The sequence below is a fragment of the Actinomycetospora lutea genome (assembly GCF_028737205.1).
Classification (GTDB): domain Bacteria; phylum Actinomycetota; class Actinomycetes; order Mycobacteriales; family Pseudonocardiaceae; genus Actinomycetospora; species Actinomycetospora lutea.
On sequence record NZ_JAQZAL010000011.1, the window covers coordinates 169,541 to 194,082 of the forward strand.

The 24,542-nt window shown below is 76.2% G+C and carries 26 protein-coding genes and 1 pseudogene; 5 read left to right on the forward strand and 22 right to left on the reverse strand.

Annotation, left to right across the window (positions count from 1 at the left end; genetic code table 11):
• Positions 1–235: 235 nt before the first annotated feature.
• From PHK61_RS14390 to PHK61_RS14400, 3 genes and pseudogenes are all read left to right on the forward strand, one after another.
• Entirely contained in the window at positions 236–1,339 is a 1,104-nt protein-coding gene (locus PHK61_RS14390; RefSeq protein WP_274281675.1) for a winged helix-turn-helix domain-containing protein, read from the forward strand.
• A 152-nt stretch (positions 1,340–1,491) separates the two neighbouring features.
• A pseudogene (locus tag PHK61_RS32040) lies at positions 1,492–2,328 on the forward strand (tetratricopeptide repeat protein); the annotation flags it as partial.
• Between the two features lie 61 nt (positions 2,329–2,389).
• Entirely contained in the window at positions 2,390–2,611 is a 222-nt protein-coding gene (locus tag PHK61_RS14400; RefSeq protein WP_274281677.1) for a DUF4386 domain-containing protein, read from the forward strand.
• Positions 2,612–2,669: 58 nt separating this feature from the next.
• Here the strand turns inward: PHK61_RS14400 and PHK61_RS14405 are convergent, their stop codons facing one another.
• On the reverse strand, positions 2,670–3,056 hold the full coding sequence (locus PHK61_RS14405) for a hypothetical protein (RefSeq protein WP_274281678.1): 387 nt from the start codon (positions 3,054–3,056) through the stop codon (positions 2,670–2,672).
• 119 nt (positions 3,057–3,175) lie between these two features.
• On the opposite strand from PHK61_RS14405, the gene PHK61_RS14410 reads away from it, so the two are divergent.
• The gene (locus tag PHK61_RS14410) at positions 3,176–3,655 is read left to right on the forward strand and encodes a cupin domain-containing protein (RefSeq protein WP_274281679.1); all 480 of its coding nucleotides are present in this window, start codon (positions 3,176–3,178) and stop codon (positions 3,653–3,655) included.
• Positions 3,656–3,730: 75 nt separating this feature from the next.
• Here PHK61_RS14410 and PHK61_RS14415 read toward each other — a convergent pair whose 3' ends face one another.
• From PHK61_RS14415 to PHK61_RS14450, 8 genes are all read right to left on the reverse strand, one after another.
• Positions 3,731–4,528 carry a DUF6544 family protein gene (locus tag PHK61_RS14415; protein WP_274281680.1) on the reverse strand — a complete coding sequence of 266 codons (798 nt, stop codon included), beginning with the start codon at positions 4,526–4,528 and terminating at the stop codon, positions 3,731–3,733.
• Entirely contained in the window at positions 4,525–4,815 is a 291-nt protein-coding gene (locus PHK61_RS14420; protein ID WP_274281681.1) for a hypothetical protein, read from the reverse strand. The genes PHK61_RS14415 and PHK61_RS14420 overlap by 4 nt, the downstream gene beginning before the upstream one ends.
• A gap of 594 nt (positions 4,816–5,409) precedes the next feature.
• The gene (locus PHK61_RS14425; protein ID WP_274281682.1) at positions 5,410–5,940 is read right to left on the reverse strand and encodes a universal stress protein; all 531 of its coding nucleotides are present in this window, start codon (positions 5,938–5,940) and stop codon (positions 5,410–5,412) included.
• Positions 5,941–6,155: 215 nt separating this feature from the next.
• Positions 6,156–6,716, reverse strand: a complete 561-nt coding sequence (locus PHK61_RS14430; RefSeq protein WP_274281683.1) for a flavodoxin domain-containing protein — start codon at positions 6,714–6,716, stop codon at positions 6,156–6,158.
• On the reverse strand, positions 6,713–7,069 hold the full coding sequence (locus tag PHK61_RS14435; protein ID WP_274281684.1) for a hypothetical protein: 357 nt from the start codon (positions 7,067–7,069) through the stop codon (positions 6,713–6,715). The genes PHK61_RS14430 and PHK61_RS14435 overlap by 4 nt, the downstream gene beginning before the upstream one ends.
• A 113-nt stretch (positions 7,070–7,182) precedes the next feature.
• A complete protein-coding gene (locus tag PHK61_RS14440) occupies positions 7,183–8,298 on the reverse strand; it encodes an acetate/propionate family kinase (protein WP_274281685.1) in 1,116 nt (371 codons plus the stop codon).
• A complete protein-coding gene (locus PHK61_RS14445; RefSeq protein ID WP_274281686.1) occupies positions 8,298–10,817 on the reverse strand; it encodes a phosphoketolase family protein in 2,520 nt (839 codons plus the stop codon). Before PHK61_RS14445 ends, PHK61_RS14440 begins: the two co-directional genes overlap by 1 nt.
• A complete protein-coding gene (locus PHK61_RS14450; RefSeq protein ID WP_274281687.1) occupies positions 10,796–11,308 on the reverse strand; it encodes a DUF1579 family protein in 513 nt (170 codons plus the stop codon). The genes PHK61_RS14445 and PHK61_RS14450 overlap by 22 nt, the downstream gene beginning before the upstream one ends.
• Positions 11,309–11,536: 228 nt before the next feature.
• Here PHK61_RS14450 and PHK61_RS14455 point away from each other — a divergent pair, with 228 nt between their 5' ends.
• Positions 11,537–13,081, forward strand: coding sequence for an alpha/beta fold hydrolase (locus tag PHK61_RS14455; protein ID WP_274281688.1), 1,545 nt, complete (start codon positions 11,537–11,539; stop codon positions 13,079–13,081).
• 117 nt (positions 13,082–13,198) lie between these two features.
• Here the strand turns inward: PHK61_RS14455 and PHK61_RS14460 are convergent, their stop codons facing one another.
• From PHK61_RS14460 to PHK61_RS14520, 13 genes are all read right to left on the reverse strand, one after another.
• Positions 13,199–14,161, reverse strand: coding sequence for a nitroreductase family deazaflavin-dependent oxidoreductase (locus tag PHK61_RS14460; RefSeq protein ID WP_274281689.1), 963 nt, complete (start codon positions 14,159–14,161; stop codon positions 13,199–13,201).
• A 105-nt stretch (positions 14,162–14,266) separates the two neighbouring features.
• On the reverse strand, positions 14,267–15,460 hold the full coding sequence (locus PHK61_RS14465; RefSeq protein WP_274281690.1) for a winged helix DNA-binding domain-containing protein: 1,194 nt from the start codon (positions 15,458–15,460) through the stop codon (positions 14,267–14,269).
• Positions 15,461–15,501: 41 nt separating this feature from the next.
• Positions 15,502–16,023: a universal stress protein gene (locus tag PHK61_RS14470; RefSeq protein WP_274281691.1), complete on the reverse strand. Its 522-nt coding sequence runs from the start codon at positions 16,021–16,023 to the stop codon at positions 15,502–15,504.
• Positions 16,020–16,916, reverse strand: a complete 897-nt coding sequence (locus PHK61_RS14475) for a universal stress protein (RefSeq protein WP_274281692.1) — start codon at positions 16,914–16,916, stop codon at positions 16,020–16,022. The genes PHK61_RS14470 and PHK61_RS14475 overlap by 4 nt, the downstream gene beginning before the upstream one ends.
• Positions 16,913–17,794 (reverse strand): universal stress protein, encoded by an 882-nt coding sequence (locus tag PHK61_RS14480; RefSeq protein ID WP_274281693.1) that lies wholly within the window; start codon positions 17,792–17,794, stop codon positions 16,913–16,915. Before PHK61_RS14480 ends, PHK61_RS14475 begins: the two co-directional genes overlap by 4 nt.
• Before the next feature lie 176 nt (positions 17,795–17,970).
• Positions 17,971–18,213 carry a hypothetical protein gene (locus PHK61_RS14485; RefSeq protein WP_274281694.1) on the reverse strand — a complete coding sequence of 81 codons (243 nt, stop codon included), beginning with the start codon at positions 18,211–18,213 and terminating at the stop codon, positions 17,971–17,973.
• A 197-nt stretch (positions 18,214–18,410) separates the two neighbouring features.
• Positions 18,411–18,800, reverse strand: a complete 390-nt coding sequence (locus PHK61_RS14490; RefSeq protein WP_274281695.1) for a hypothetical protein — start codon at positions 18,798–18,800, stop codon at positions 18,411–18,413.
• Positions 18,801–18,895: 95 nt separating this feature from the next.
• Positions 18,896–20,389 carry a CHASE3 domain-containing protein gene (locus PHK61_RS14495; RefSeq protein ID WP_274281696.1) on the reverse strand — a complete coding sequence of 498 codons (1,494 nt, stop codon included), beginning with the start codon at positions 20,387–20,389 and terminating at the stop codon, positions 18,896–18,898.
• Positions 20,390–20,529: 140 nt separating this feature from the next.
• The gene (locus tag PHK61_RS14500; RefSeq protein ID WP_274281706.1) at positions 20,530–21,960 is read right to left on the reverse strand and encodes a M23 family metallopeptidase; all 1,431 of its coding nucleotides are present in this window, start codon (positions 21,958–21,960) and stop codon (positions 20,530–20,532) included.
• Positions 21,957–22,460 (reverse strand): nitroreductase/quinone reductase family protein, encoded by a 504-nt coding sequence (locus tag PHK61_RS14505; protein ID WP_274281697.1) that lies wholly within the window; start codon positions 22,458–22,460, stop codon positions 21,957–21,959. The genes PHK61_RS14500 and PHK61_RS14505 overlap by 4 nt, the downstream gene beginning before the upstream one ends.
• Complete coding sequence (locus tag PHK61_RS14510; protein ID WP_274281698.1) at positions 22,438–22,689, reverse strand: hypothetical protein; 252 nt, start codon at positions 22,687–22,689, stop codon at positions 22,438–22,440. The genes PHK61_RS14505 and PHK61_RS14510 overlap by 23 nt, the downstream gene beginning before the upstream one ends.
• A complete protein-coding gene (locus PHK61_RS14515; protein WP_274281699.1) occupies positions 22,679–23,305 on the reverse strand; it encodes a hypothetical protein in 627 nt (208 codons plus the stop codon). Before PHK61_RS14515 ends, PHK61_RS14510 begins: the two co-directional genes overlap by 11 nt.
• A gap of 5 nt (positions 23,306–23,310) precedes the next feature.
• Positions 23,311–23,778 carry a PspC domain-containing protein gene (locus tag PHK61_RS14520; RefSeq protein WP_274281700.1) on the reverse strand — a complete coding sequence of 156 codons (468 nt, stop codon included), beginning with the start codon at positions 23,776–23,778 and terminating at the stop codon, positions 23,311–23,313.
• Positions 23,779–24,542: the final 764 nt, after the last annotated feature.

The window sequence follows — 24,542 nt, forward strand, 5'->3', positions numbered from 1 at the left end:
ACTCCGACCCCCGAGCAGGGGGTCGTCGGGCGCCCCCGGGTGGCCATGGCGGACGACGACGTGGCGGCCGGCCGCTGCCCCCGAGGCGATGCGGCGCGTGGCTCCGCCACTGGCGCCCGTCACGACCCGGTGACGGGGCAGGTCGGACGTGGTACACCCGGAGCACCGGGCCCGGGTGCGCCGGTCAGGTGGGAGGACCGGCGTGGTGGGTCCGTGGCCGGAGAGCAGGTGCCGCGTGCCGGTGCGCCGGCCCGGAGCGGTTCGTCGTGCACGCCTGACCGGGGCCCTCGCCGGTGCCCTGCGCGCCGGGCTGACGCTCGTGTCGGCGCCGGCCGGGTTCGGGAAGTCGACGTTGCTCGTCGAGTGGCTCGCGACGAGGCCCGGCGAGGTGGCGGCGGCGTGGGTCTCGCTGGACCGGCACGACGACGACACCGGCCGCTTCTGGACCTCCGCGCTCACCGCCGTGCAGACGGCGGCGGGCGCCGGCGACGCGGCCTCGGCGCTGCTGACCGCGGGAGCGCCGTCCTCGACCGAGGCCGCGCTCGTCGCTCTCCTCGACGACGTCGGTGCGCTGTCCCGGGATCTGGTGCTCGTCCTCGACGACGTGCACCTCGTGACGGCGCCCGAGGTGTACGAGGGCATCACCTTCCTGCTCGAGCACCGACCGCCGCAGCTCCACCTCGTGCTGTCCACCCGGGTCGACCCGCCGTTGCCCCTGGCGCGGTGGCGGGCGCGGGGCGAGCTGCTCGAGGTACGGGCCGCCGACCTCCGGTTCTCCGAGCAGGAGGCGAGCGCCTACCTCAACGGTCCGATGGGCCTGTCGCTGTCCGAGCACGAGGTCGCCGCCCTCGACGAACGGGCCGAGGGCTGGATCGCGGCACTGCAGCTGGCCGCGCTGTCGATGCGGGGACGCGACGACGTCGGCGCGTTCATCGCGGGCTTCGCGGGCGACGACCGCCACGTGCTCGACTTCCTGACCGAGGAGGTCCTGGCCCACCAGCCGCCGGAGGTCCGGGACTTCCTGCTCGGGACCTCGATCCTCGAGCGGCTCTCCGGCCCGCGGTGCGACGCCGTCACCGGACGTGAGCGGGGACGCGCGACGCTCGCGGCCCTCGAGCGCGCCAACCTGTTCCTGGTCCCGCTCGACGACCGGCGACAGTGGTACCGCTACCACCACCTGTTCGCCGACGTCCTGCGCACGCACCTCGTCGACGAGCGCGCGGACGCGGTGCCGGAGCTGCATCGACGCGCGAGTCGGTGGTTCGCCGACCACGGCGACACCCCGCCGCGGTCGACCACGCCCTCGCCGGCGGCCACGTCGACCGCGCGGCCGACCTGATGGAACGAGCGGTGCCCGCCACGCGTCGCGAGCGGCGCGAGGCCGAGCTCGGGCGCTGGGCGCGATCGCTGCCGGACGAGGTCGTCCGGACCCGGCCGGTCCTCGGGATGGCGTTCGTGGGAGCACTCGCCCAGGTCTCGGAGTTCGGGACGATGGCGCAGCGCCTGGCGGACATCGAGCACGCCGTCCGGCCGGGCGGCGGCGAGTGGCCCGTGCAGGCCCCGCCCGGTCTCGTCGTGGTCGACGAGGAGGGATACCGCTCGATACCGGCCGGGCTCGAGGTCTACCGCGCAGCGCTCGCACTGTCGCGCGGCGACCTCGAGGCCGCGTCGGCACACGCGCGGTCGGCGCTGGCGTCGGCCCCGGCGTCCGACGACCTCACCCGGGCCGCCGCCGGCGCCCTCGGCGGGCTCGCCGCCTGGTCGCGGGGCGACCTGGCCGCGGCCGAGGCCGCGTACGTCGAGGCGATCGCGGGGCTGCACCGGGTCGGCTTCGTCCCCGACGTCCTGGGCTGCTGCCTCGCCCTCGGCGACATCCGCCGGACCCTCGGGCGTGCGGGCGACGCCGAGCGCCTCCTGCGGTGGGCACTCGATCTCGGCGACCCCGCGGCACCGGCGCGCGGCACGGTCGACATGCACGTCGCCCTGGCCGGGATCCTGATCGATCGCGACGCCCGCACCGCGGCCGCGGAGCACCTCGAGACGGCCCGACGCCTGGGCGAGCACCGGGGGCTGCCGCAGAACCCGTACCGCTCACGGGTCACCGAGGCGCGGCTCCTCGAGACCCACGGGGACCTCGACGCCGCACTCGCCCTGCTCGACGAGGCCGAGCGCGTGTACGACGGCGACTACTCGCCGGACGTGGCGCCCGTGCCGGCGGTGCGCGCCCGGCTCCGCATCCGGCGCGGCGAGCTCCACCTGGCCGACGCCTGGGCCCGGCGGCGGCACCTCTCGCCCGACGACGAGCTGACCTACCTCCACGAGTACGAGCACCTCACCGTGGCCCGGCTCCTCCTCGCGCGCCGGGCCGACGCCGCGGCTCCTCGGCTACGTGATGTACCGATCGCGGCTGGTCCCCCGCGTCATCCCGACGGTCGGCCTCCTCGGCGCACCGTTGATCATCATGTCCGCGACCGTGACGATGCTCGGCGGCTGGGACCAGGTCTCGATCGCCGGCAGCCTCTGCGCGCTGCCCATCGCGCTGTGGGAGTTCTCCCTCGGCGTCTGGCTGACCGTGAAGGGCTTCCGCCCCACGACGCCGGACATCGACTGACCTCGACCGGTCGCGCCCGTCCCGCCATGTCAGCCCCGAGACCGCGGACAGGAACCGGTCAGCGTCCTCGCGCTCCTCGATATCGCGCGGCCATGCCGTCCTCGAGGGCGTCGTCGCGGAGCCGGCTCCGCGCTCTCGTCAACGCCAGCACGGTCAGCCCGTACACGCCGCCGAGGAGCAGGAGAACGATCCCGGTCCTCGTGATGATCAGCTGGATGCCGTCGAGGCCTCTCGGGTTCACCGTCGACACGAGGCACAGCGATCCCAGGGCGATCAGGTGGAACAGCGTGACGAGCAGGCGGTTCAACGACGCCGCCACCGTCAGATCGTCGTAGACCTCGGCGAGGAAGTCGTATCCCACCCGCCGCAGCAGCTGCCCCACCACGAGGGTGACCACCACCCCGACGACGACCGTCGTCACGTAGCTGGATGTCGAGACCTCCACGGTCACCGTCCTGGCGAGGAAGGAGTGGCGATGGGTCCAGCATGCCCGGGCAGCCCCGTCCGACGACACCCCGGCCGATCAGCAGCACCCCGCGTGGACACGCGCAGTACCGTCCGGTCATGTTCGAGGGAGACGAGATCGTGCTGGGGCCCCTGCCCAAGGGCATCGTGCGCGCCGGTGAAGGTCAGCACCGTCGGGTGTGGAACGTGCTCGGCCACACCTACTGGGCGAAGGCGATCAGCGAGTCCAGCTTCGCGTTCGAGACCCTCGACCCGCCGCAGACCGGCGTGCCGCCCCACGTCCATCCCACGCAGGACGAGCACATCCACGTCCTCGGGGGTGTCTTCACGCTCTACCTCGACGGGGCGTGGGAGAAGGCCGGTCCCGGCGACACGGTGCTCATGCCGCGCGGCCTCCCCCACGCCTACTACAACCGCACCGAGGACGACGCCCGCGCCCTGTTCTGGGTGAGCCCCGCCGGCAAGCTGGCCCACCTGTTCGACCAGCTGCACGACCTCCAGGACCCCGACGAGGTCGTGCGGCAGTCCGCGCTGCACGACGTCGAGTTCCTCCCGCCCGGCTCCGTCCCCGGCGCCTGAGCCCGCAGCACCTGCCCGTGGGGGTCGAGGAGACGACCCTTCGGTGGTGGTCGCCGCCGTGGTCGGGGCGTCGGGTCAGGGGATGCCGGACGTGGGCGCGAGCGCGGTGAGGCGGAAGCGGAAGAACTCACGTCGCCGGGCGTCGGGTCCGTCGGGGTACCAGCCCACCGCGCCGGAGGCGGGCGCCATCGAGGTCCCGAAGAGCCGGGTCGCCGTGATCGTCCCGCCGAAGGGGTGCCAGTCCCATCGACCGGTGCCGTCCGGGTCGCCCCAGCGCATCGTCCGGAACGCCCGCAGGTGACCGGCTCCATCGAGCCGGTACTCCAGGTCGACCGGCGTGTCGCCGACCGCGAACCGCACGCGCAGGGTCCGGTCGTCGAGCGCCGACCAGGAGACGCCCGGACCCGGCAGGACGGCGGCCGGCGCCCAGATCGCCTCGGCGCCGCAGCGCCCGGCGGCGCTGCGGCTCACGTCCGGCCCGTGGGCGTCCACGAGGCTGATCCGCGGCCCCAGCGCCCAGTGCATCCGCCCGGGCCCGGCGCCCCCGCTGTCGGCGCCGCTGATGAGCCCGGCCACCCTCGCCGACCAGCGGAAGGCGCACCGCGGGGCGAGGTCCTCCTCCGCGCGGAACGGGAGCCACAGCCGCCCCAGCCGCAGCCGCCCGCGCATCCGCAGGCGCACGCCGGGGACCACCGGGGCGCCCGGGAGGAGCGAGTGCGCGAAGTACCGGACGACCGGCGCGGGAACCCGGTCGCGCAGGTCGCACGGCCAGAACCCTACGGGGCCGGCGTCGGCGACGGGCCCGGACGGCAGCGCCGCCGGCGCGGCACCGACGGCGCCGAACATCGTGTCCAGCTCGCGGCTGGTGATCATGTCCGCACCTCCGGCCGGTCGGGCACGTGCGGGGCGTCGACGACCCGGCGGACGTCGCGGTCGAGCGGCCCGACCTCCGGGAGCTCGGCGTCGCGCGGCAGCTCGAGGACGGTCGACCGGCGGGGCGGGCGCACCCGGACGTCCTCGCGCTCGGGGAGCGCCGACTGGGCGCGGACCCCGCCCTCCGTCCGTCCCGTGGCCCCGCGCAGGTCCGGGCCGCCGGGCCCGGCGCGGGCGACGAGCTCCTCGTCGACCAGACCCCGCAGCACCCTCGCCTCGCCGTCCATCCCCGTCTCCCCCGCCGTCATCGCCGTCGTCGCCTGCCGTGTCGTCGCTGCGCGGTCGTCACCGTCCGCATCCGTGGAGGCTCGTCGACGGAGCCCGCGGGTCGCCAGGGTCGTTGGTCCCCGGGGTCGCGCCGGGGGCGGATCACCTCAGCGCCCGGCCGCCGATGCGCTCACGCAGCTGTCACCCGCCGGCGCCGCGCGGCGTCCGCGCGTCGGGGTGGCGCGCGTGCGGTTCTGAGCGAAGGGCACCTTCGATCGCATCGACGGGCCAGGGGCGCCCCTCGCCGGCCTCGACCGGGCGTCGTCCGGGGCGAGCGGCACGTTCGGCAGGTCGGCGGGCGCTCCGGTCATGCGCGACGTGCCGCTCGCGGTCGCTCGCGCCGTGCCCGGCGTGCCGTGGAGATCAGGAGCGCGTGTGCACCGTCTCTCGGACCTCGACGACCGTCCGATGGCCGTGGGGGCCGTGGGGGCCGTGGGGCCGCGCGACGGCACGGCCTCGAGACCGTCGAGGACGACCGAGCCCTCCGGCGGCAGCACACGTCCTCGGCGGGCAGGTCGCGGTCTCCGTCCGCGACCCCGCTGGGTAGTCGGTGGTCAGGCGATCGGCCCGACCGGGAGCGGTCCCGCCACGATCGCGGCCTCGTCCGCCGTGGGCTCCTCCACCCGCTGCGGCGTCGGCACCACGGTCACCGGGCACGGAGCCCGCAGGACGACCGAGAGCCCGACCGAGCCGAGCAGCCTGCTGCGCAGTGCCCCGCGTCCGCGGTGACCCACGACCAGCAGCTCGGCGCCGGTCGCTTCCTGCTCGAGCACCCACGCGGCGGGTCCGGTCACGGCCACCACCTCGAGCGGCACGGCACGATCGTCGGCGGCCAGCTCGCGAAGCACAGCCTCCACCCGCGTCCGCATCGCGTCCTCGACGCTCTGCCGGATCTCGTCGCTGTCGGCCAGCAGGGGCACGCCGTAGGACGACATCCAGGCGTCGGGCGGCTCGTACGCGACGACGGCCCGCACCGCCAGACCCCGCCGCCGCGCCTCGGTCACCGCGTAGCGGAGGGCGTCCTCGGCCGCGAGCGAGCCGTCGACCCCAACCACGATCCGTCCTCGCTCCTGCGCTGCGTCCATGTCCTGCTCCTCGGCATCGGTTCGTCCAGGTCTCGGGGAACCAGCATCGCGAGGACGCCGCCGCCGCACGGGAGTCGGAGGGTCCCCGGACGCCGGGCCGTCGGTCCCGGGTGGTGGGGACGCGGCGTCCACACGGCCCGGAGTCGCGGCCGGACCCCGGCAGAGCCGGCGAACCCGCGCGAGGGTGCGCGCCGACCGGTCGGAACCCTCCCGGGTCAGGACCGGGAGGGAGCGGATCGCGTCCGGTTCCGGCGGCCGCTCGGGGCGGGCAGGGTGGTCAGCACGCGGGCCACCCCGTCGGTCCAGGTGTCGATGCGGTCCCAGTCGCGGTAGTCGCCGGCCCCGCGGGTGAGGGCGAGCATCACGAGCCGCCCGAGCAGCGGCAGGTGGTCGTCGCGGATCACCCCGCTGACGACGAGGTGGTCGCGGAAGGTCACCCGGTCGGCGAGCTCCTCGACGAGCAGCGCCGGCTGCATGCCCGCGAGCAGGGACCACGGGTACCGCAGCGCGGCCGGCATGCCCACGCTGAGGAGCCAGACCGGCTTGGCGGCCAGTTCCGGGGCGTGCTCGGCGACGAAGGCGCGGGCCTCGGGGAGCCAGCGCTGGCCGTGCACGGCGCTGGCGATGACGAAGGCGTCGAAGGATTCCGGGGCGGCCGGGTGGGCGAGCTGCTGGACCTCGACGTCGAGGCCGTACCGTCCCAACCGGGCGCCGACGTGCTCCGCGATCTCGCGGGTCGAGCCGTGCGCGGTGGCGTAGCCGACCAGGACCTTCATCGTCGGCCTCCTCCGGGTGCGGTGGCGCCGGGCACGAGAGTGGAGGCACCCGCTGAGCGAGCGGTCGTCCCGAGCACGGCGTCACGGACGCGCTCGCGGCGAGCACGAGCGTCCTCCTCGATCGGCGGCAGTGCGGGGGTGCCGGTCAGCACCGTCACCGTGCACGGCAGCCGCAGGCCGACCGCGCTCACCGCGGCCACCGGGCGGCCGATGGCCGCCACCGCGGGGTGGTCGGGCCGCAGGACCGCTCCGCCCTCGCCGGCGAGCACCTCGCCCGGGCCGGACACCTCGTCGGATGTGCTGGTCGCGGCGCCGCCGAACGTCTCCGTGACCATCCAGGTGCAGATCGCCATGGGCCGACCCTGATCCGCTCCGCGCTCGCCGACACGGGGCGCGCGGACCCGTCTCGCGGGCCGAAGGTCCCCGCCCGGGCGACCGAACCCTCGGCCACACGGGTCCTGGGTGGTCACCGGCCGGCGAGGACCGCGCGCACCTGGCGGGCGATCACCAGGTCCTCGCGGACGTGCACGACCACCGTGCGCGCCCGCGCGTCCGCCGCCGACACGTCGGCCTCCACCCCACCGACCGCGAGCGCATCGGCGCCGGGGTCGACGGCGACCCCGAGGAACCCGAGACCGGCGGCCACGCGTCGGCGCAGCACCGGGGAGTTCTCCCCCACCCCGCCGCTGAACGCCAGCACGTCGAGGCCCCCGCACGCCGCCGCCATCGCGGCGAGCTGCGCGCACGCGCGGTGCACCCACACGTCGACAGCCAGGCGAGCGTCCGCGTCCCCGCCGTCGGCGGCGTCGAGGACGTGGCGCATGTCGGCGTCACCGGCCAGCGCGAGCAGCCCGGACCCGTGGTCCAGGGCGTGGTCGACCTCGTCGACGGGCCGCCCGGCCCGCCGCACCAACCAGGTCACCGCCGAGGGGTCGAGGTCGCCGCAGCGCGTGCCCATGACCAGCCCCGCGGTGGGCGTGAAGCCCATCGTCGTGTCCACCGACCGTCCGTCGCGGACGGCGCACGCGGACGCACCCGACCCGAGGTGCGCCACCACCACCCGCAGCCGCTCCAGCGGCCGGTCCACCAGCTCGGCGGCCCGCGCCGAGGCCCAGTCGTGGGCCAGGCCGTGGAAGCCGTAGCGGCGCAACCCGAGCTCGGAGCGCCACCACCGCGGCACCGCGTAGGTGCGCGCCGCCTCCGGCATCGTCGCGTGGAACGCCGTGTCGAAGCACGCCACCGACGGCGCGTCCGGCAGCGCCGCGATCATCGCCCGGACCCCGGCGACGGCCGGAGGCTGGTGCAGCGGGGCGAGGGCGGTCAGCCGATCGATCCGGTCCAGGACGTGCGCGTCGACCACGGTGGCCGTCGTGAGGTCGGCGCCACCGTGCACGACGCGGTGACCGACCGCGTCGACGCCGCCGGCCTCCCGCGCCAGCCGGAGCGCCGTGGCCTCCAGCTCTCCGGCGGCGGGTCGACCGCGCGGCGCGTCGAGATCCCGCCGGTGGACCACCCGGTCGTCGGGCTCGACCACCCGCAGCTTGACGCTGCTCGACCCCGCGTTGAGGACGAGGACCCGCATCACCGCCCCTGAGCCGGTCGAGCCCCGCCGCGCTCCGTCTCCCGGACGTCGGCGAGGGGATCGTGCTGATCGGGGCCGGTACGGACGGGGCCGGTACGGACGTCGTCCGGGAGGTCGGGCGCGGTGTCCTCCCCGGTCCCCGCCGGGCGGCCGCTGCCCTCCCACGCCCAATCGCGGACGTCGGGCCGGTCCTCGCCGTGGCGACGGGTGTACTCGCGGCAGGCGAGCCGCTCGTCGGCCATCCGCTGGCGCAGCCCGGCGTGCCGCACCGCCAGTCCGGGGACCCGGTCGATCACGTCCATCACGAGGTGGAAGCGGTCGAGGTCGTTGAGCATGACCATGTCGAAGGGCGTGGTCGTCGTGCCCTCCTCCTTGTAGCCGCGCACGTGGACGTTCGGGTGGTTGGTGCGCCGGTAGGTCAGGCGGTGGATCAGCCAGGGGTAGCCGTGGTAGGCGAAGATCACCGGCTTGTCCGGGGTGAACAGGGCGTCGAACTCGCGGTCGGGCAGCCCGTGCGGGTGCTCGGTCGGGTCCTGCAGCCGCATGAGGTCGACGACGTTGACCACGCGGACGCGCAGGTCGGGCAGGTGCCGGCGCAGCAGGTCGACCGCGGCGAGCGTCTCCAGCGTCGGGACGTCGCCGGCGCACGCGAGGACGACGTCGGGCTCACCGTCGGTGTCGCTGGACGCCCACTCCCACACGCCCAGCCCGCGGGTGCAGTGCGCGACCGCGGCGTCCGTGTCGAGCCACTGCGGGGCGGGCTGCTTGCCCGCGACGATCACGTTGACGTAGTCGCGGCTGCGCAGGCAGTGGTCGGCGGTGGAGAGCAGCGTGTTCGCGTCCGGCGGCAGGTAGACGCGCACGACCTCGGCCTTCTTGTTCACCACGTGGTCGATGAACCCGGGGTCCTGGTGGGAGAAGCCGTTGTGGTCCTGGCGCCACACGTGCGAGGTGAGCAGGTAGGTCAGCGACGCGATCGGGCGCCGCCACGCGATGCCGCGGGTGACCTTCAGCCACTTCGCGTGCTGGTTGAGCATCGAGTCGACGATGTGGATGAACGCCTCGTAGCAGGTGAACAGACCATGCCGGCCGGTGAGCAGGTAGCCCTCGAGCCAGCCCTGGCACATGTGCTCCGAGAGCATCTCGACGGTGCGGCCGTGCGGCGCGAGGTGGTCGTCGCCCTCGGCGATCCGGCCGAGGAACTGGCGGTCGGTGACGGCGAAGACGTCCTGCAGACGGTTCGACGCGACCTCGTCGGGCCCGAACAGCCGGAAGTTCTCCGGATTGCGCCGCACCACCTCACGGATCCAGCCGCCGAGCACGCGCGTGGACTCCGCGACCGGCCCACCCGGGCGGTCCACGGCGACCGCGTGCGCGCGGAAGTCGGGCAGTCGCAGGTCGCGCAGCAGCTCGCCGCCGTTGGTGTGGGGCGTGGCGCTCATCCGCCGGTCCCCGCCCGGGTGCAGGTCGGCGAGCTCGGGGCGCGGGCGGCCGGCGTCGTCGAAGAGCTCCTCGGGCCGGTAGGAGCGCATCCAGCGCTCGAGCTCCGCGCGGTGCTCCGCGTTCTCCCGGGTGCCGGACAGCGGCACCTGGTGGGCGCGGTACGTGCCCTCCACCCGCACGCCGTCCACGTCGCGGGGGCCGGTCCAGCCCTTCGGCGTGCGCAGGACCAGCATCGGCCAGCGGGGACGCCCGACCTCCTGCCCGGCCGCGGACGCCTCCGCGGCCTCCCGCCGCAGGCGGGCGATCTCCTCGACGATCTCGTCCATCGTGTCCGCCATCCGCCGGTGGACGGCTGCGTGGTCCTCGTCGATGCCCGCCTCGACGACGTAGGGACGGTGGCCGTAGCCGGTGAGCAGCGCGAGCAGCTCCTCCTCCGGGATGCGCGCGAGGACGGTCGGGTTGGCGATCTTGTAGCCGTTGAGGTGCAGGATCGGCAGCACCGTGCCGTCCTGCACCGGGTGGCAGAACTTGTTGGCGTGCCAGGCGGTGGCCAGCGGGCCGGTCTCGGCCTCGCCGTCGCCGACGACGCAGGCCACCAGCAGGTCGGGGTTGTCGAAGGCGGCGCCGTACGCGTGCGCCAGCGCATAGCCCAGCTCACCGCCCTCGTGGATGGAGCCCGGCGTCTCGGGGGCGACGTGGCTGGGGATGCCCCCGGGGAAGGAGAACTGGCGGAACAGCGTCCGCATCCCCTCCTCGTCGGCGGTCACGTGGGAGTACCGCTCGGAGTAGGTGCCCTCCAGCCACGTCGCGGCCACGACCGCCGGGCCGCCGTGACCCGGGCCGGACACGTAGAGCGGGTCGAAGCCGCCGCGCCGGGCCACGCGGTTGAGGTGGGCCCACACGAACGTCTGGCCGGGCGTGGTCCCCCAGTGCCCCAGCAGGCGGGGCTTGACGTGCTCCGCGGCGAGCGGCTCGCGCAGCAGCGGGTTGTCCTGCAGGTAGATCTGGCCGACCGACAGGTAGTTCGCCGCGCGCCACCAGGCGTCGAGGAGGGTCAGGTCGTCGTGGGCACACACCGGTACTCCTCGACGAGCGACCAGGGCCCGCCCGACACCGAGACCTCGTTGCGCCAGCGCAGGACGTCCGGATCGCTGATGTCCCAGACCAGCCGGAGGCGCACCGGGGGGTCGCCGGTCGACTCGAAGACCAGCCGGTCCCCGTCGATGCGCCCCCGCATGACCTCGGCGTGCCCGTAGCAGTCGGCGACGGTCGCCCGGTACTCGCCGAGCACCGGGTCCCACCCGGCGACCCAGTGCAGTTGCCAGGTCAGGACGTGCGTCCCGTCGTGCAGGTACTGGTCCTGCACGTAGGTGCCGACCACCCAGCGGCCGTCCTGGATCACCTCGTGGGTGCCCCGCCCCGCGGCGGTCATCTCCGGGGTGCCCGGCCCCATGCCGCCCTCGGCGATCGTGCCGGTCCAGGTCGTGTCGCGGTGGAAGCGCCGCAGCGCCGCCATCTCGGGGCCCGGCGCGACGGGTCGGGGTACGTGCTCGACGGCGGTGGACACGGCGTCTCCTCTCGACGGTCCCTCCCTACGGGTCCTGGTCCTGCGGGCCCAGGCGCACCCGTCCCTCCGGACCGGGACCCTCGGGCCGTCGACCGGGCCGGCCGGCCCTGCCGCGACGGCCGGTGCCGGCCCGACCCTCGGACCCATGAGGAACGCGGAGGGCGCGCAGCACCCGCTGGCGCCGGCCGTCGTGCGACGGGCGCAGGGCCGCGCGCCGGCGGGCGTGCGGTGACCGGCACCCTCACCCCCGCGGATCCCCACCGGAGCCCGGTCGACGGCCGCGGGCGGCGCCGGGCCCGGACCGCGGCCGTCGTCGCCCTCGCCGCGCTCGCCGGCTGGCTGACCGCGCTGACGATGCCGCGGGGGCCCATCACACCGCCGGGCGTGGTGGTGGCGATGGCCGTCGGGCTCGCGGTGGGGGCGGCCGCGGGGTTCGTGCTGCGGTCGCGGTGGGCGATGCTCCTCGCGCCGGTGGTGTTCGCGCTGGCCGTCGAGCTCGGCCGGGTCGGCGTCGTCGGCCCGACCGTGGACCGGCCCGAGATCTCGACGTTCTTCGGGGTGCTCACCCTGGTCCTCGGCCGCGGGTTCCACGCGCTGGTCCAGCTCGTGCCGATGGTGCTGGGCGCGGCGGTGGGGGCGGGGATCGCCCGCCGGCACGCCGGGTCGCCCGCCGCCCACGGCTGGGGGCGGGCGGCGCGGTGGGCTCGTCGCGGTGTCGCGGCGGTCGTGGCGGTCGCCCTCGTCGCCCTGGCCGTCGTCATGACCCGTCCGGGGACGACCGCGCCGATCGTCGACGCGGCCGGCCGCCCGGTGCCGGGCAGCATCGCCGAGCTGGCCACCGTGCGCCTCGGGGGCCACGACCAGACGGTCATGATCCGGGGGCGCGACGTCACGGCGCCGGTGGTGCTCTACCTCGCGGGCGGTCCCGGTCAGAGCGACCTGGGCTACGCGCGGGCCTACATGACCGAGTTCGAGGACGACGTCGTGTTCGCGGTGTGGGACCAGCGCGGGACCGGCACCTCCTACGCCGAGCTCGACCCGACCGCGACGTGGACGCTCGACCGGGCGGTGGCCGACACCGTCGAGCTCGCGACCTATCTGCGCGACCGCTTCGGCGGGCGGCCGATCGTCCTGGTCGGCAACTCGTGGGGCAGCACGTTGGGGGTGCTGGCCGCGCAGCGTCGCCCCGAGCTGTTCGCCGCCTACGTCGGCCTCGGCCAGATGGCCAGCCAGCTCGAGGCCGACCGCATCATCCACCGCCAGGTCCTCGACCTCGCCGCCCGCACCGGCGACGTCGCGCTCGCCGAGCGGATGCGCGCCGTCGGGCCCCCGCCCTACCGCGACGTCTACGTCAACGCCCTGCTGATCGAGTACTACGACGCCCTCGAGCCCTACGAGCGCACCGAGTACTTCCGGACCCAGGGTCCGGCCGGCATCGACGGCACCGGGGCGTCCGAGTACGGCCCGCTCGACAAGGTCAACAAGCTGAAGGCGATGATCGACATGGGTGCGGTGATGTACCCGCAGCTGCAGGGCGTCGACTTCCGCACCCAGGTACCGCGGCTGGACGTCCCGGTCCACGTCCTCGCCGGGACCCACGAGCTCACCGCCCGCTCCGGCCCCGCACGGGAGTGGTTCGACCGCCTGGTGGCGCCCACCAAGGAGTGGATCCCGTTCGAGCGCTCGGGGCACGTCCCGCAGTTCGAGGAGTTCGAGCGCTTCCGCGCGGTCGTGCGCGACATCGTGGCGCGGGACGGGGTGGAGAGCCCGTGACGACGACGCGTCTCGCGGCTCGCGGGCGTCGGGGGCTCCCGGGAGGGCGGCGACCGACGAGCGCCGGGCGGCGCGTCGCCGTGCCCGCGCGTGGCGGGCGTGCCCGGACGACGCCCGCTACCGCTCCTCCGGCGGGACGGGGACGACGCGGAAGACCGGGAACGACGGTGCGATGCGCTCGAACTCCTCGAGCGGGGCCCGGCGGTCGACCGGGACGTGGGCGCGCGCCCCCGGCGCGAGGGCCAGGTAGCGGCGCAGCACGGGGCCCCGCTCACCCGGTTCGATCTCCTCGAGACGGACCTCCTCGCGTCCCCGCCGTCGCAGGACGGCGCGGCCGCCCGCGGCCCGGACGTTCTGCACCCACTGGGCCCGCTCGCCGAGCATCGCCACCAGGTACCGCTGCCCGTCGTGGTCGGCGACGACGACGGGCAGCGATACCGTCCGCCCCGACCGGCGTCCCCGGACCTCGAGCGTCACCGCCCGGGCCGGCGAGAGCACCCCGGCAGCGAACTGCGCCGCCGAGAGCCGGTTGAGCAGTCGCGCCGTCCAGTGCGGCCGTCGCCCGCGGTACCACCACCGACGCAGGCGTCCCCCGTGGCGGGCTCCCGGGGCACGGCCGGTCGGGTGCGCCTCGAGGTCGACCCGCACGACGCGCAGGGCGGTGCCGAAGCGTCGCACGCCGGCGGCGTGCACGGGCCGGTCCCAGCGGGCCAGGAGGCGCTCCGGGTCGACCTCCGGTGCGAGTCGCGCGACCCCGTCGTACCAGCACCCGTCGAGACACAGCCGCACGCGGGGCTCGGTGACGAGGTTGCGCACGTATCCGGCGTACGGACCCTGCTCGGCGACGATCCAGACCGTGTCGCCCTCGAGCTCGGCGCCGACGACGGTCCGGCGCGGGCGGCCGGTCGTGCGCCCGACGGTCTCCACCAGCACGTGCCCGGGCACCCACCCGCACCGGGTCGCGAGCCGGACCGGGGGGTTGAGCACGTAGCGCTGCAGCAGCCGCGTCCGCCGTCGCCGCCGGGCGGCGCCGTCCTGATCGCCGCGGGACCGGGGCCCGCCGTCGTCGCTCGGGACCATCTCGCCACCCACCCCTTCCGGCGCCTCCGTGCCGTCCACCACCGTGCGCCCGCGTGCGCGCCCGCACCAGGCCCCCGGTCCCCGCCGGGGAGGACGTCCGCTCGATCATGGCGCCGCGGAGGACGTTGCGGAGGACGTTGCGGAGGACACCGCGAACGACACCGACGAGCAGCCGCGCAGGGCCGCGATCGCGGCGGCCTCGGCCTCCACACGGTCGCGGGCCGCCGGGGGCAGCGGCGCGAACGGCTCGACGTCGACGAGCAGCCGGTCACCCCGCGTGCGGGCGCGCCACAGGGCGACCGGCCGACCGTCGAGCAGGACCACGCCGGGGGCGCCCGTGGCCCGCCACACGCGACCGTGCAGCTCACGCGGCAGGAGGGTCGTGCGGTCGCGCAGCCCGAGCAGCGGGTCGTGCGGCGGCAGGAGGCGCACGCCGGCGGCCCGCGGGGGTGCGGACAGGGCGTCGAGATCCTCGTCGAGCACCCATCGCGGCTGCCCGTCGACGTGCACCTCGCGGATCTCGTCCTCGACCGCGGACCACCACGGTCCCGCGTCGCGGGGCGCGACGCCCAGCCACGCCGCCATCTCCGCGCGGGTGGAGGGGCCGTAACAGTGCAGGTGGCGCCGTGCGATCGCCCGGCGCGCGGCCGCCGCGCCGACGGCGGGCGGCCGCCGCCCGAGCCACTGCTCGAACAGCACGAACGGCAGCGTGGCGCCCTCGCGGGGCGCGAAGCACACCACCTGCTCGAGGGCGAGGAGGCGCAGACCGAAGTGCACGACCGCCTCGCCCCACGTCTGCCCGGGCGCGTACGGGCCCTCCGCCGCCCAGGTCCGGCGGCTCGCCGCGGGCAGGTCGTCCGCGACCGCACCGGCCAGCTCCCGGCCCAGAGGGGTGATCGCCAGCCGGCGGTCCCGCAGGACCTCGTCGATGCGGGACCGGAGGTGCGCGACGGCCTCGTCCATGCCCAGGTCCAGCCGCTCGAGCGCCGGCTCGATCCCGACGACGAACCGGCGGCGTGCCGCCTCGTCGGGGGGCAGGACCCCGGTGGTGAACACGGCGAGGTCGGCGGTGGGCAGGACGAACGGCGCGCCGCGCATCGCCCAGGTGTGGACCAGGCTGCGGTCCTCGACGGCGTCCCGGACCCACCCGGGGTCCAGGTCGGCCACCCGGGCGTGCAGGGCGATCACGGCCGACCTCGGAGGGCTGTCCTGCACCGCGCAGGCGCCGGCCGCGGCGTGCGCCTGCCCCGGGTCGAGGCGACGGTCGAGGTGGTGCGCCCGGAGCCGGTGGGCGGTCACCCGGTCGGCACCCATCTCGACCCGACGGGGGTGCCGGGACGTCACGAGGACGTCGAACCGGAGCCCGGGACCGACACCGGGGCCGGCACCGGGGCGAGACGGTGCGGGATCACCAGGACCGGGCACGTGGCCTCCCGCACGCAGCGGGCGCTGACCGATCCGAGGAGCGCGGCCCGGGCCCGGCCACGACCCCGGGAGCCGACCACGAGGACGTCGGCGTCGTGCGCGGCGCGCAGGAGGATGCCCGCGGCGTCGGGCCCCTGGGTCAGGTGGAGGTCGACGTCCGGGACCTCCTCGCCCACGAGCGCCTCGACGACCTCGGTGAGCCGGCGTCGGGCGACGGCCTCCATCTCGGCGAGGTGCGGCGTGCCCGTCTCCTGGTCCGCCACGGCGGTGTCCCAGACGTCGCGCAGCTTCCAGGCCCACACCACGCGCAGCGCGCCGCCCGTGAGCCGGGCGAGGGAGGCCGCCCAGCGCACCGCCTCGGCGGCCTCGTCGGAGCCGTCGAAGCCGGCCACGACCAGCGCGATGCCCCGGGCCCCGGCGGAACCCGGCGCGGTCATCGGCCCGCTCCCGCGACGGGGCCGCCCACGGTGATCGCCGGGCCCAGCACGAGGACGGGGCAGGGCGCGGCGAGGAGCACCGAGCGCGTGGTGGACCCGACACCCACGAGGTGCCCGGCCGTGTGGCCGCGGTGACCGAGGACGACCAGGTCGGCACCGGCCGCGCGCGCCAGCAGCAGCCGCGCCGCGCGGTCCTCGGCGATCACCACCTCCACCGGGACGTCGGGGACCCGCTCGCGGGCCGCGGCGACGAGGGCGTCGACCGGGGCCGGGTCGATCTCGTCCTCCTCCCGGCGGGTGATCCCGCCGGCGCCGTACCCGACCTCGCTGACCGCCCGGACCACCTCGACGGACTCGCCGAGCGTCTCGGCGGCGCGCAGGGCGGTGAGCAGCACCTCCGCGGCGCCCGGGGCGTCGTCGACCCCGACGACGACCCCCGCCCGGCGCGTGCCGGCAGGCGTGGGCCCGCGGTACTCCGGGACCACGAGCACCGGGCACGGCGCGATGGTGATCAGCTCCTCGGTGGTCCGGCCGGCGTCGCTGCCCAGGCGACGCCGCCGGTCGCCGACGACGAGCACCGACGTGGCGTCGCCGGCCCCCGCCAGCGCCGTCGCCGGATCGGCCGGGTCGCAGGTGCGCCGGACCTCGAGGTCGGGTGCGGTGCGCCGCAGGTAGGCCTCGGCCCGCGCGCCGGCGTCGTCGTCCCCGGGCGTGTCGGGCGGACCGGCCGCCTCCGCGGGGTGCGCGTGGACGATCCGCACCGTCCGGTCCCGGCGCCGCGCCTCGGCCACGGCCCGGTCGAGCACCCGCGTCCGGAGCAGCCCGTCGTCCACCCCGACGACCACGGACGGGGCCTGCGGGAGCACCCGCGCTCCCATCGAGGTCACGGTCACGTCGCCTCCCCGGCGCCGGAGTGCTCGCGCGCCCAGGCCGCGGCCGCGGGCGGGGACAGGACCGCCACCGGGCACGGAGCGCCGCGCACGACCCGCTGGCTCGTCGAGCCGATCAGCACGCCACCGATCGCCCCGTGCCCCCGCGAGCCCACCGCCACCAGCGCCGCACCCGCGCGGGCCTCGGCGAGGATCTCCTCGGCCGGCTGGCCCTGGCGCACCACCTCGTGCAGGGGCAGGTCCGGGCGGCTGCTGGTGATGCCCGTCGTGGCCTCGGCGAGGTGGCGCCGGGCGTCCTCGTCGCTCTCCTCGCCGCTACCGGCGGTGACGGTGACCGCCGTCAGCGAGGCCCCGTCCCGGTCGGCGACGTCGGCGCCGAACGCCAGCGCGCCCGCCGCCTCCGGGGAGCCGTCGACACCCACGAGCACTCCCGGAGCGGTCTCGGCGCCGGGGTCCCAGTGCGACGGGACGATCACCACGGGGCAGGCGGCGTGACCCATCGCGTGGGCCGCGGTGCGCCCGACGCCCGCGTCGATCACCGCGCCACGGGGACGGGCACCGAGGACGAGCAGGTCGGCCCGGGCCGCGGTCGCCGCGAGGGCGGGGCCGACCACACCGTCGACCACCGCGAAGTGCACCGGGAGGTGGGGGGCCGCAGCGTGGGCGGCGTTCCGGGCCCGCCCGAGCAGGGCGAGCGCGCGACCCGACGGGCCGCGGGTCTCGTCGTGCGGCCGGTCCGACGGGGGCAGCACCTGGATGAGGACGAGCGTCGACCGGCGGCGGGCGGCCTCGCGCGCGGCCCAGGCCACGGCATTGTGCGTCGCGGGACTGCCGTCCACGCCGACGAGGACGCCCGTCGGCGGCACCGAGTGGTCGATCACGTGGGGCCTCCTCGAGGGTGTCGCCTCCACGCTCGCGTCCGGACGCCCCGTGGACCAGGGCCCGACGGCACCGCGGGCCGGGACCTCCGGCCGGGGCGACCCGGTCGACCTGCGTCGGGCGCGATCACCATCAGCACCCGCCCCCCACGTCGCAGGGTCGGGACCCGACCGATCGCTCACCGCACGGAGCGGAGCGACCCGATGTCGCGGCGCATCCGGGCGACGACGGCCTGCGCGGTCGGGTCGACCGAGGTCCAGCCGCGCAGCCGGCCCGCCGCCGCTGCGTCGCCGTGCTCCGCGAGCACCAGGAGGTCGACCAGCGCGTCCCGCCAGGCCTCGCTGATCGGTGCCGCGGTCGGCGGTGGCGCCGCGACGGCCCCGTGGTCGCTCGCGGGCGGGGCCGGGTCGGTGATCGTCAAGGGTCCTCCTCGGGCGGCGTCCCGCCCATCCCATCGGCGTGTCCGTGGCGCGGCGAGGTGCCGACCGGGCCGCGCCCGCTGCCGAAGGTCCCGACCCGTCCGCGAGCCCTCGGTGCGCCTGCCGTCGCGGTGTTCGCGGCGGGCTCCTGCTCGGTCGGTGGCTCCCGGTCCCGGGTGGCGGGGTCGGCGCGCGCGGGTCAGCGTCGCGCGCTGAGGTGGTGCACGGTCGCGAGCAGCCAGAGCACCACAACGAGCAGCACGAGCACCGAGAGCCCGAGCGGGCTGCCCGTCACGAGTGTGACCGTGGCCGTCGCTGCGGCGATCAGCCCGAGGGCGGCCAGCGGTCGCATCACGGACGGAGGCATCGAGGCCCGCCCTGCCCCGCCCACCCATGCCGCCGCCAGCCCCAGCACCAGCACGACCAGAGCGGTCGACCGGGTCCCGGCCAGCGGCCAGGCCGTCCCGGGCACGGCCCCCACCGCCCACACACCGACCGCGGCGAGGACGAGTAGGCCGGCGACCACGTCCCGGCGGCCTCCGATCGACCAGCCACGTCGGGGGGTCGGAGCCGGGCGTCGGTCGGTCATGCTCCGACCGTCCTCCCGGAGACCGTGCGGCCCCAGGGTCGCCGTGCCCTCCCGGACCGGGACCTGCGGCCCGGTGTGGCCGGCGACCGCCGTCGTCAGGCGCCCGGGCACGGCCAGGTGGAACCACAGCGCCCGGCGCGCTCCCCGACCTCCTGGGGTCGCGGCACCCACCACGACACGAGCGTGCCGCCGCCGGGCCGAGGCGCGACCGACAGCGTCCCCCCGAACCGCTCGGCGCGGGCCGCGGCGACGGTGAGACCCTCCCCGTGTTCGATGTCCCGCGGGACGCCGACGCCCTCGTCCTCGACGCGCAGCGTCACGCCCTCGGCGTCGACGACCAGGCGGACGGCGGCGGACGGCGCGCTCGCGTGGCGGGCGATGTTGACGAGGCACTCACGCAACACGGCGAGCAGCTCGCGGGCGAGGTCGTCGGTGAGGGCGTCGTCGACCGGACCCCGGACCTCCAGCGCCGGCGTGATGCCGAGCGCACGGCCGCTGTCCCGGACGACGTCGAACATCTGCTCGCGCAGCGTCGCGGCCGAGACCTCGGTCCGCACGAGGTTCGCGATCAGCTCGCGCAGCTCGCCGACGATGTCGTCGATCTCGTCGGCGAGCGAGTCGAGGTCGTCCTGCGCGGCCGGGTGGTCGCGGGCCACACCCTGCAGGGTCAGGCCGAGGGCGAAGAGCCGCTGGATGCTGTTGTCGTGCACCTCGGCCGACAACCGGTCCCGGGCATCGCGGAGCGCGAGCTCGAGGCGCGCGTCGGTCAGCTCCGCGCCGTGGCGCAGGAGGCTCGTCCGCATCGTCTCGACCGCGTCCCCGATCGTGGTGACGTCCCCGGGACCGATGAGCGCGATGGGCGTCGTGTAGGCGCCGGCGGCCGTGCGCTCCGCTTGCGCCTCGAGGTCGGCCAGCGGCCGGATGAGGCGGCGCCGCACGAGGGGCACCGACACCACCGCGACCCCCACCGCGAGCACGGTCGCGGTGACGGCGACGACGTTCGCGGTGGCCTGGGCCGAGAAGGTGGCGGCGATGGCGTCCTGTGCTTCGCTCGCCGTGCGCTGCTCGAGCGCGCGCAGACGCTGCCGTAGCACGTCGAACAGCTCCTTGCCCCGGCGCTCCGAGACCTCCGCCTGCGCGGCGGTCACCGCGCCCGCGCGCCGGGCGGCGATGGTCGGCTCGGCCACCTCCGCGCGCCACTGCGCCGCGCCCGCCGTCACCGCCCTGAGCTCGGCACCGGCCACCGGGTCGGCGCGCAGCATGCCGGCCAGGGCCGTCGTGGCCTCGGCCTCCCCAGCCCGCCCGGTGACGTAGGGCTCCAGGAAGGTCGGGTCGCCGGTGAGCGAGTAGCCGCGCTGTCCGGTCTCCTGGTCGACCAGCGCCACGACGAGGGCCGTCGTCGCCTGCTGCGCGGGCAGGAGGCGGTCGGCGAGCTCGCGGACCTCGTCGGCCACCCGGAGACGGGCGAGACCGGTGGCCAGGGCGCTCACCGCGACCAGCCCGACGAGGACCGTGACGAGACACCACACCGTGGCCCGCATCGTGGGGCCCCGGCGCGGCCTGCCCTCCGCGACCCGTTCCTCGACCATCCCACTCTCCATCCGCCCGCCCCAGCCTCCGCGGCCGGCGGCCGACCTCCCAGGGACCTCCGACCCGACTTCTCCGGGCGGGACGATCCGGGCCGCACGCCTGCTCCGCCACGCCCCGCGGGCCCGCACTCGACGGACGGTCACCGCCGGGACCCGCCGCCGTGGGGGACGCCGACGAGCGGCGCCAGCATCTCGCCCCGCCGGACATCGGCGTCGACGGCGTCGGCGAACAGGATCGGGTGGGTGCGGATGGTGCGGTCCTCGACGTCGAAGGTCGGCCTGTTCTGCACCTGCAGGTGCAGGTGCGGCTCGCCGGAGTTGCCGGAGTCCCCGACCTGGGCGAGCACCTGGCCGCGCCGGACCTGTTCGCCCACCCCGGGGCGGACGCTGCCCTGCTTGAGGTGCCCGTACAGGACGTGATGGCCGCCGCCGACGTCGAGGACGAGGTGGTTGCCGGCCATGTCGCGGCGGGTGTAGCCGCCGACCGGCAGGTCCGGCAGGCCGTCCACGACCTCGGTGATCCGCCCGTCGGCGACCGCGAGGACCGGCTGGCCGAAGATGAGGAAGTCCTCCAGGCGGGTGCCGTCGCCGTCGTGGGTGCGGCCGTCGGTGATCCCGACGACGTCGATGGCGTCGCGCTGCACGGTCAGGGTCCAGTGGTTGTTGACCAGGGCACTCCGCCCGGCGGAGATCGCCGTCCATGCGCCGGCGTGCGGGAGCCCGATCGTGACCGCGTCGCGAGGGCCGCTCAGGGTGCCCACGAGCTGGGCGACGAGCACCGCGGAGGCGAGCAGGGCCAGCAGGTTGGCCGTGACGGAGACGCGCCGCACCGGGACGGCGACCAGGACCGCCGCGAGGGCCAGACCCACCCAGAACGCGGTGGCCACCACCGGCCCGGCGCCGGGGAGGTAGGACCCCCAGACGACGAAGGTGCCGGGCAGCCCGGCCGCGGCCAGCACCGCCAGGAAGAACCAGAGGTTCGCGGCCTGGATTCGGTGGGCCCGGTGCGCCGGCCAACGCGGGCGGCCCTCGCCGCGACGGACCCGGCGGACGACCATCACGACGGGGAGGACGACCGCGAACGCGACCATCGCGATCACCGTCTCGCCCGCCTGGTAGGCGCGGGCCCCCGCGACGAGTGCCGTCACCCCGAGGATCAGTTCTCGTCGCCCGACCACGGCCGGGGCGGCGAGCTCGCGCGTCTGCGCCAGGCGCGGGAGCGCCACGCACACACCGGCCAGGGCGCCCAGGACGAGGGGCGCGATCTCGAGGGGGACCCTGCCGACCAAGAGGTCCGCGCCGACGGCGACCGGGACGAACGCGGCGGTCGCGCCCCCCGCGAGGACGGCGTTGCGCCGGCTAGCGACGACCCCCCGCCGGGGGTCACGGGTGTCGGGCTCGTCGGAGAGCATCACGAGCACGCCCAGCACGACGACGACCGCGACGGCCGGCAGGTCGAGCACCCCGAGGACGGTCGCGGCGAACCACGTCGCCGCCAGAGCACCGGCGAGTCGTCGCGCCACGACGGACCCGGCGTGGGCGGGGCGGCCCGCGGTGGGGGCCTGTGTCATCGGCACGGCGGCACCTCCGTGGTGAGCGGGACGAGCCGGACGAGCGGGATCGGGCGGTCGGTACGACGCGGGTAGCGGGCGTAGTCCGGGGCCGCCGCCAGCACGCGCGGCCACCACGCCGCGGCCTCGTCGCGGGTCATCGGCTCGGCGTGGACCGGCACCGTGCGACCCTCGACCTCGACGACGGCCCGCGGGTGGTCGAGCAGGTTGAGATACCAGGCCGGCTGGACGGGCAGCCCGCTGTTGGCGGCCACGACGACCATGTCGGCGCCGTCGGGGAAGTACTGGACCACCACGGTGCGCGGCCGTCCCGAGCGCCGGCCCCGCGTGGTGAGCACCAGGGCCCGCCGCCGCCAGAGCCGGACGACCCGTCCGCGGGTGCGCCGCAACAGCCACGCCCCCGGGCGCACCGAGTGCCGGTCCACGACGTGCTCGAGGCGGGCCGCGAGCCCGATCCGGGGCGGGGAGCCCCGGCGGTCACCACCCCGGGGGCCGGCCATCGGCGTCGTCCCCGATCCCGCGAGCAGATCTCCCAGGGCTCGTCGCGCCGCCCCCGGCGCCCGCGGTGCCCAGCAGCGCGAGCCCGGCCACGGTGAGCACCAGCGGGACGACGAACGACCAGGCCACCGCCACCACACCCAGCTCCTGGAGCAGCAATACCCCGCCGGTCAGGACGTAGCCGACCCCGGCCGCCGCGGCGACCGCGACGCGATTGCGCTCACTGCGCATGGAGCACCTCCACCTCGCCGAGGGCGACGTCGACCGCGACCGTGACCGGCGCCGGGCCCGGCTCGGTCCACCGGGCCTGGATGCCGTCGTCGACCCGGGCCCCGTCCACGATCACCGCGCCGGTGACGACCTCGACGTCGGCTCGCACCGCCGAGGTCGGAGGCAGCACCAGGACGACCCGCCCGGCGCCGACCGACACGTCGAGCCGGCCCGACGCTGGCAGCGGGTGACGGGTCAGGTCGACCGTCGCGGTGCCGGCGGCGACCCGGACCGGCACGCCCCACTCGGCGCCCGTCGGCGCGACGACCCGATCACCGACCGGGCCGGCGAAGCGCTCGACGTGGACCCCGACCGCGACCGCCGCGACGAGCAGGACCGCGCCGAGCCCGACGAGCCCGCGGCGGGGCCACCCGCCGGCGGCGGCGATCACGAGTGCGGCGCCCGTGAGCAGCAGCGCGGCCGCCGGGAACAGCCGCCACGGCACCGACACCCCCGCGGCGTCGAGCATCCACGCGACCCCGAGCGCGACCAGGAGCAGACCGGTGACCAGCCGCTCGAGATGCGGCTCCCGGGCCGGCGGGGCCGGTCGCGACGTGGGCGGGCTGAGCGTCGACACCGTGCTCACCGCCGGGCCGAGAGGACCACGAACACGCCGATCGCGATCACGACCAGCGGCCAGAACACGACACCGTCGAACCACGGCACGAGGGCGCGCAGGAACAGCAGCACCCCGAGCGCGACGAGCGCTGCCCCGGCGACGACGGCCACCGTGTGCCGATCGGCCCGCGGGATCGTGGCCGGCGGCTCGTCCTCGCCCGCCTCGGGGATCACGATCCAGGCGACGACGTAGGCGAGGACGCCGACCCCGGCCGAGAGCGTCAGCGCAACGGCGACGACACGGACCAGGACCGGATCGACCCCGAGGTACTCCCCCAGGCCGCCGCACACCCCGCCGAGGACACGGTCGCGTCGGCTGCGGCGCACCCTCGGGGTCGGCCCGCGGCGCTCGACCGCCGGCTCCCCCGGCTCGACCGGGGCCCCACCGCCGGCGGGCACGTGGTCGTTGGCGGGTGGGCGGGGATCGTCCATGACGGCGCCTCTCGAGGGGTGGTGTCGACCGGCGGTCCGCACCGGGGGCGCACGGCCCGGTCAGGACGCCGTGCCACCGCGGTGGGCCCTCCCCACGCTGTCGCCCGCCGCCGCGGTGCACGAGGGGCCGAAGGCCTCGACGACCGGCCCTCGCGGGGGCCCGGCACCGGGACCAACGCCCCCGTGCGGACCGGACCCTGGGCTGTCCCAGCCCGGCGTCGTCCTCGAGGTCAGGTCGGGGCCGCGAGCGGCGGGAGAGCTCACCCCGGGGCCGGGTGGATGGCCGACGCCTACGTCCAGGGTCTCGAGCACCCGGCAGGAAGATTTCACTCGATGATCGAGAGCAGACAGACAAGAACCCCTCTGACCTGGGCGGATACCCTGGTCGGAGGGGTTCGTCGTGTGCGTCGGGACGACAGGATTTGAACCTGCGACCCCTTGACCCCCAGGACGGCGGGCAAGCGGTCGCCGCAGGTCAGGCCGTGTGTGGGGGTGGACCCGCAGAATCAACTGCGCAGGTGTTGTGCCCCGTCATGCAGGTCGTGTGGTCCCAAACTGGTCCCAAAGCCTCTGGGCTCGTCCCGCGGGTGCAGCCACGTCTGCACGTGCTTCCTGCTCACCGGGATCGGCGCAGCGAAGACCGCGGGACCCTCTTCGGTGTGAGTGAGCCCGCGCTAGCCCGGGGCTTTCATCGGGCTGGGTTCACACGAGATCCTGAAAGACGAAAGGTGCTCCTGACCTGCGATGATCTGGCTTGCTGAAGG

Coding starts and splice junctions, on each gene's coding strand:
- PHK61_RS14510 (WP_274281698.1), bottom strand. CDS start 22,689: ATGCGCAGTGAGCGCAATCGCGTCGCGGTCGCCGCGGCGGCCGGGGTC.
- PHK61_RS14425 (WP_274281682.1), bottom strand. CDS start 5,940: ATGGACGCAGCGCAGGAGCGAGGACGGATCGTGGTTGGGGTCGACGGC.
- PHK61_RS14490 (WP_274281695.1), bottom strand. CDS start 18,800: ATGACCGACCGACGCCCGGCTCCGACCCCCCGACGTGGCTGGTCGATC.
- PHK61_RS14415 (WP_274281680.1), bottom strand. CDS start 4,528: ATGATCACCAGCCGCGAGCTGGACACGATGTTCGGCGCCGTCGGTGCC.
- PHK61_RS14495 (WP_274281696.1), bottom strand. CDS start 20,389: ATGGTCGAGGAACGGGTCGCGGAGGGCAGGCCGCGCCGGGGCCCCACG.
- PHK61_RS14520 (WP_274281700.1), bottom strand. CDS start 23,778: ATGGACGATCCCCGCCCACCCGCCAACGACCACGTGCCCGCCGGCGGT.
- PHK61_RS14410 (WP_274281679.1), top strand. CDS start 3,176: ATGTTCGAGGGAGACGAGATCGTGCTGGGGCCCCTGCCCAAGGGCATC.
- PHK61_RS14430 (WP_274281683.1), bottom strand. CDS start 6,716: ATGAAGGTCCTGGTCGGCTACGCCACCGCGCACGGCTCGACCCGCGAG.
- PHK61_RS14435 (WP_274281684.1), bottom strand. CDS start 7,069: ATGGCGATCTGCACCTGGATGGTCACGGAGACGTTCGGCGGCGCCGCG.
- PHK61_RS14460 (WP_274281689.1), bottom strand. CDS start 14,161: ATGGTCCCGAGCGACGACGGCGGGCCCCGGTCCCGCGGCGATCAGGAC.
- PHK61_RS14500 (WP_274281706.1), bottom strand. CDS start 21,960: ATGACACAGGCCCCCACCGCGGGCCGCCCCGCCCACGCCGGGTCCGTC.
- PHK61_RS14470 (WP_274281691.1), bottom strand. CDS start 16,023: ATGACCGCGCCGGGTTCCGCCGGGGCCCGGGGCATCGCGCTGGTCGTG.
- PHK61_RS14420 (WP_274281681.1), bottom strand. CDS start 4,815: ATGGACGGCGAGGCGAGGGTGCTGCGGGGTCTGGTCGACGAGGAGCTC.
- PHK61_RS14505 (WP_274281697.1), bottom strand. CDS start 22,460: ATGGCCGGCCCCCGGGGTGGTGACCGCCGGGGCTCCCCGCCCCGGATC.
- PHK61_RS14440 (WP_274281685.1), bottom strand. CDS start 8,298: ATGCGGGTCCTCGTCCTCAACGCGGGGTCGAGCAGCGTCAAGCTGCGG.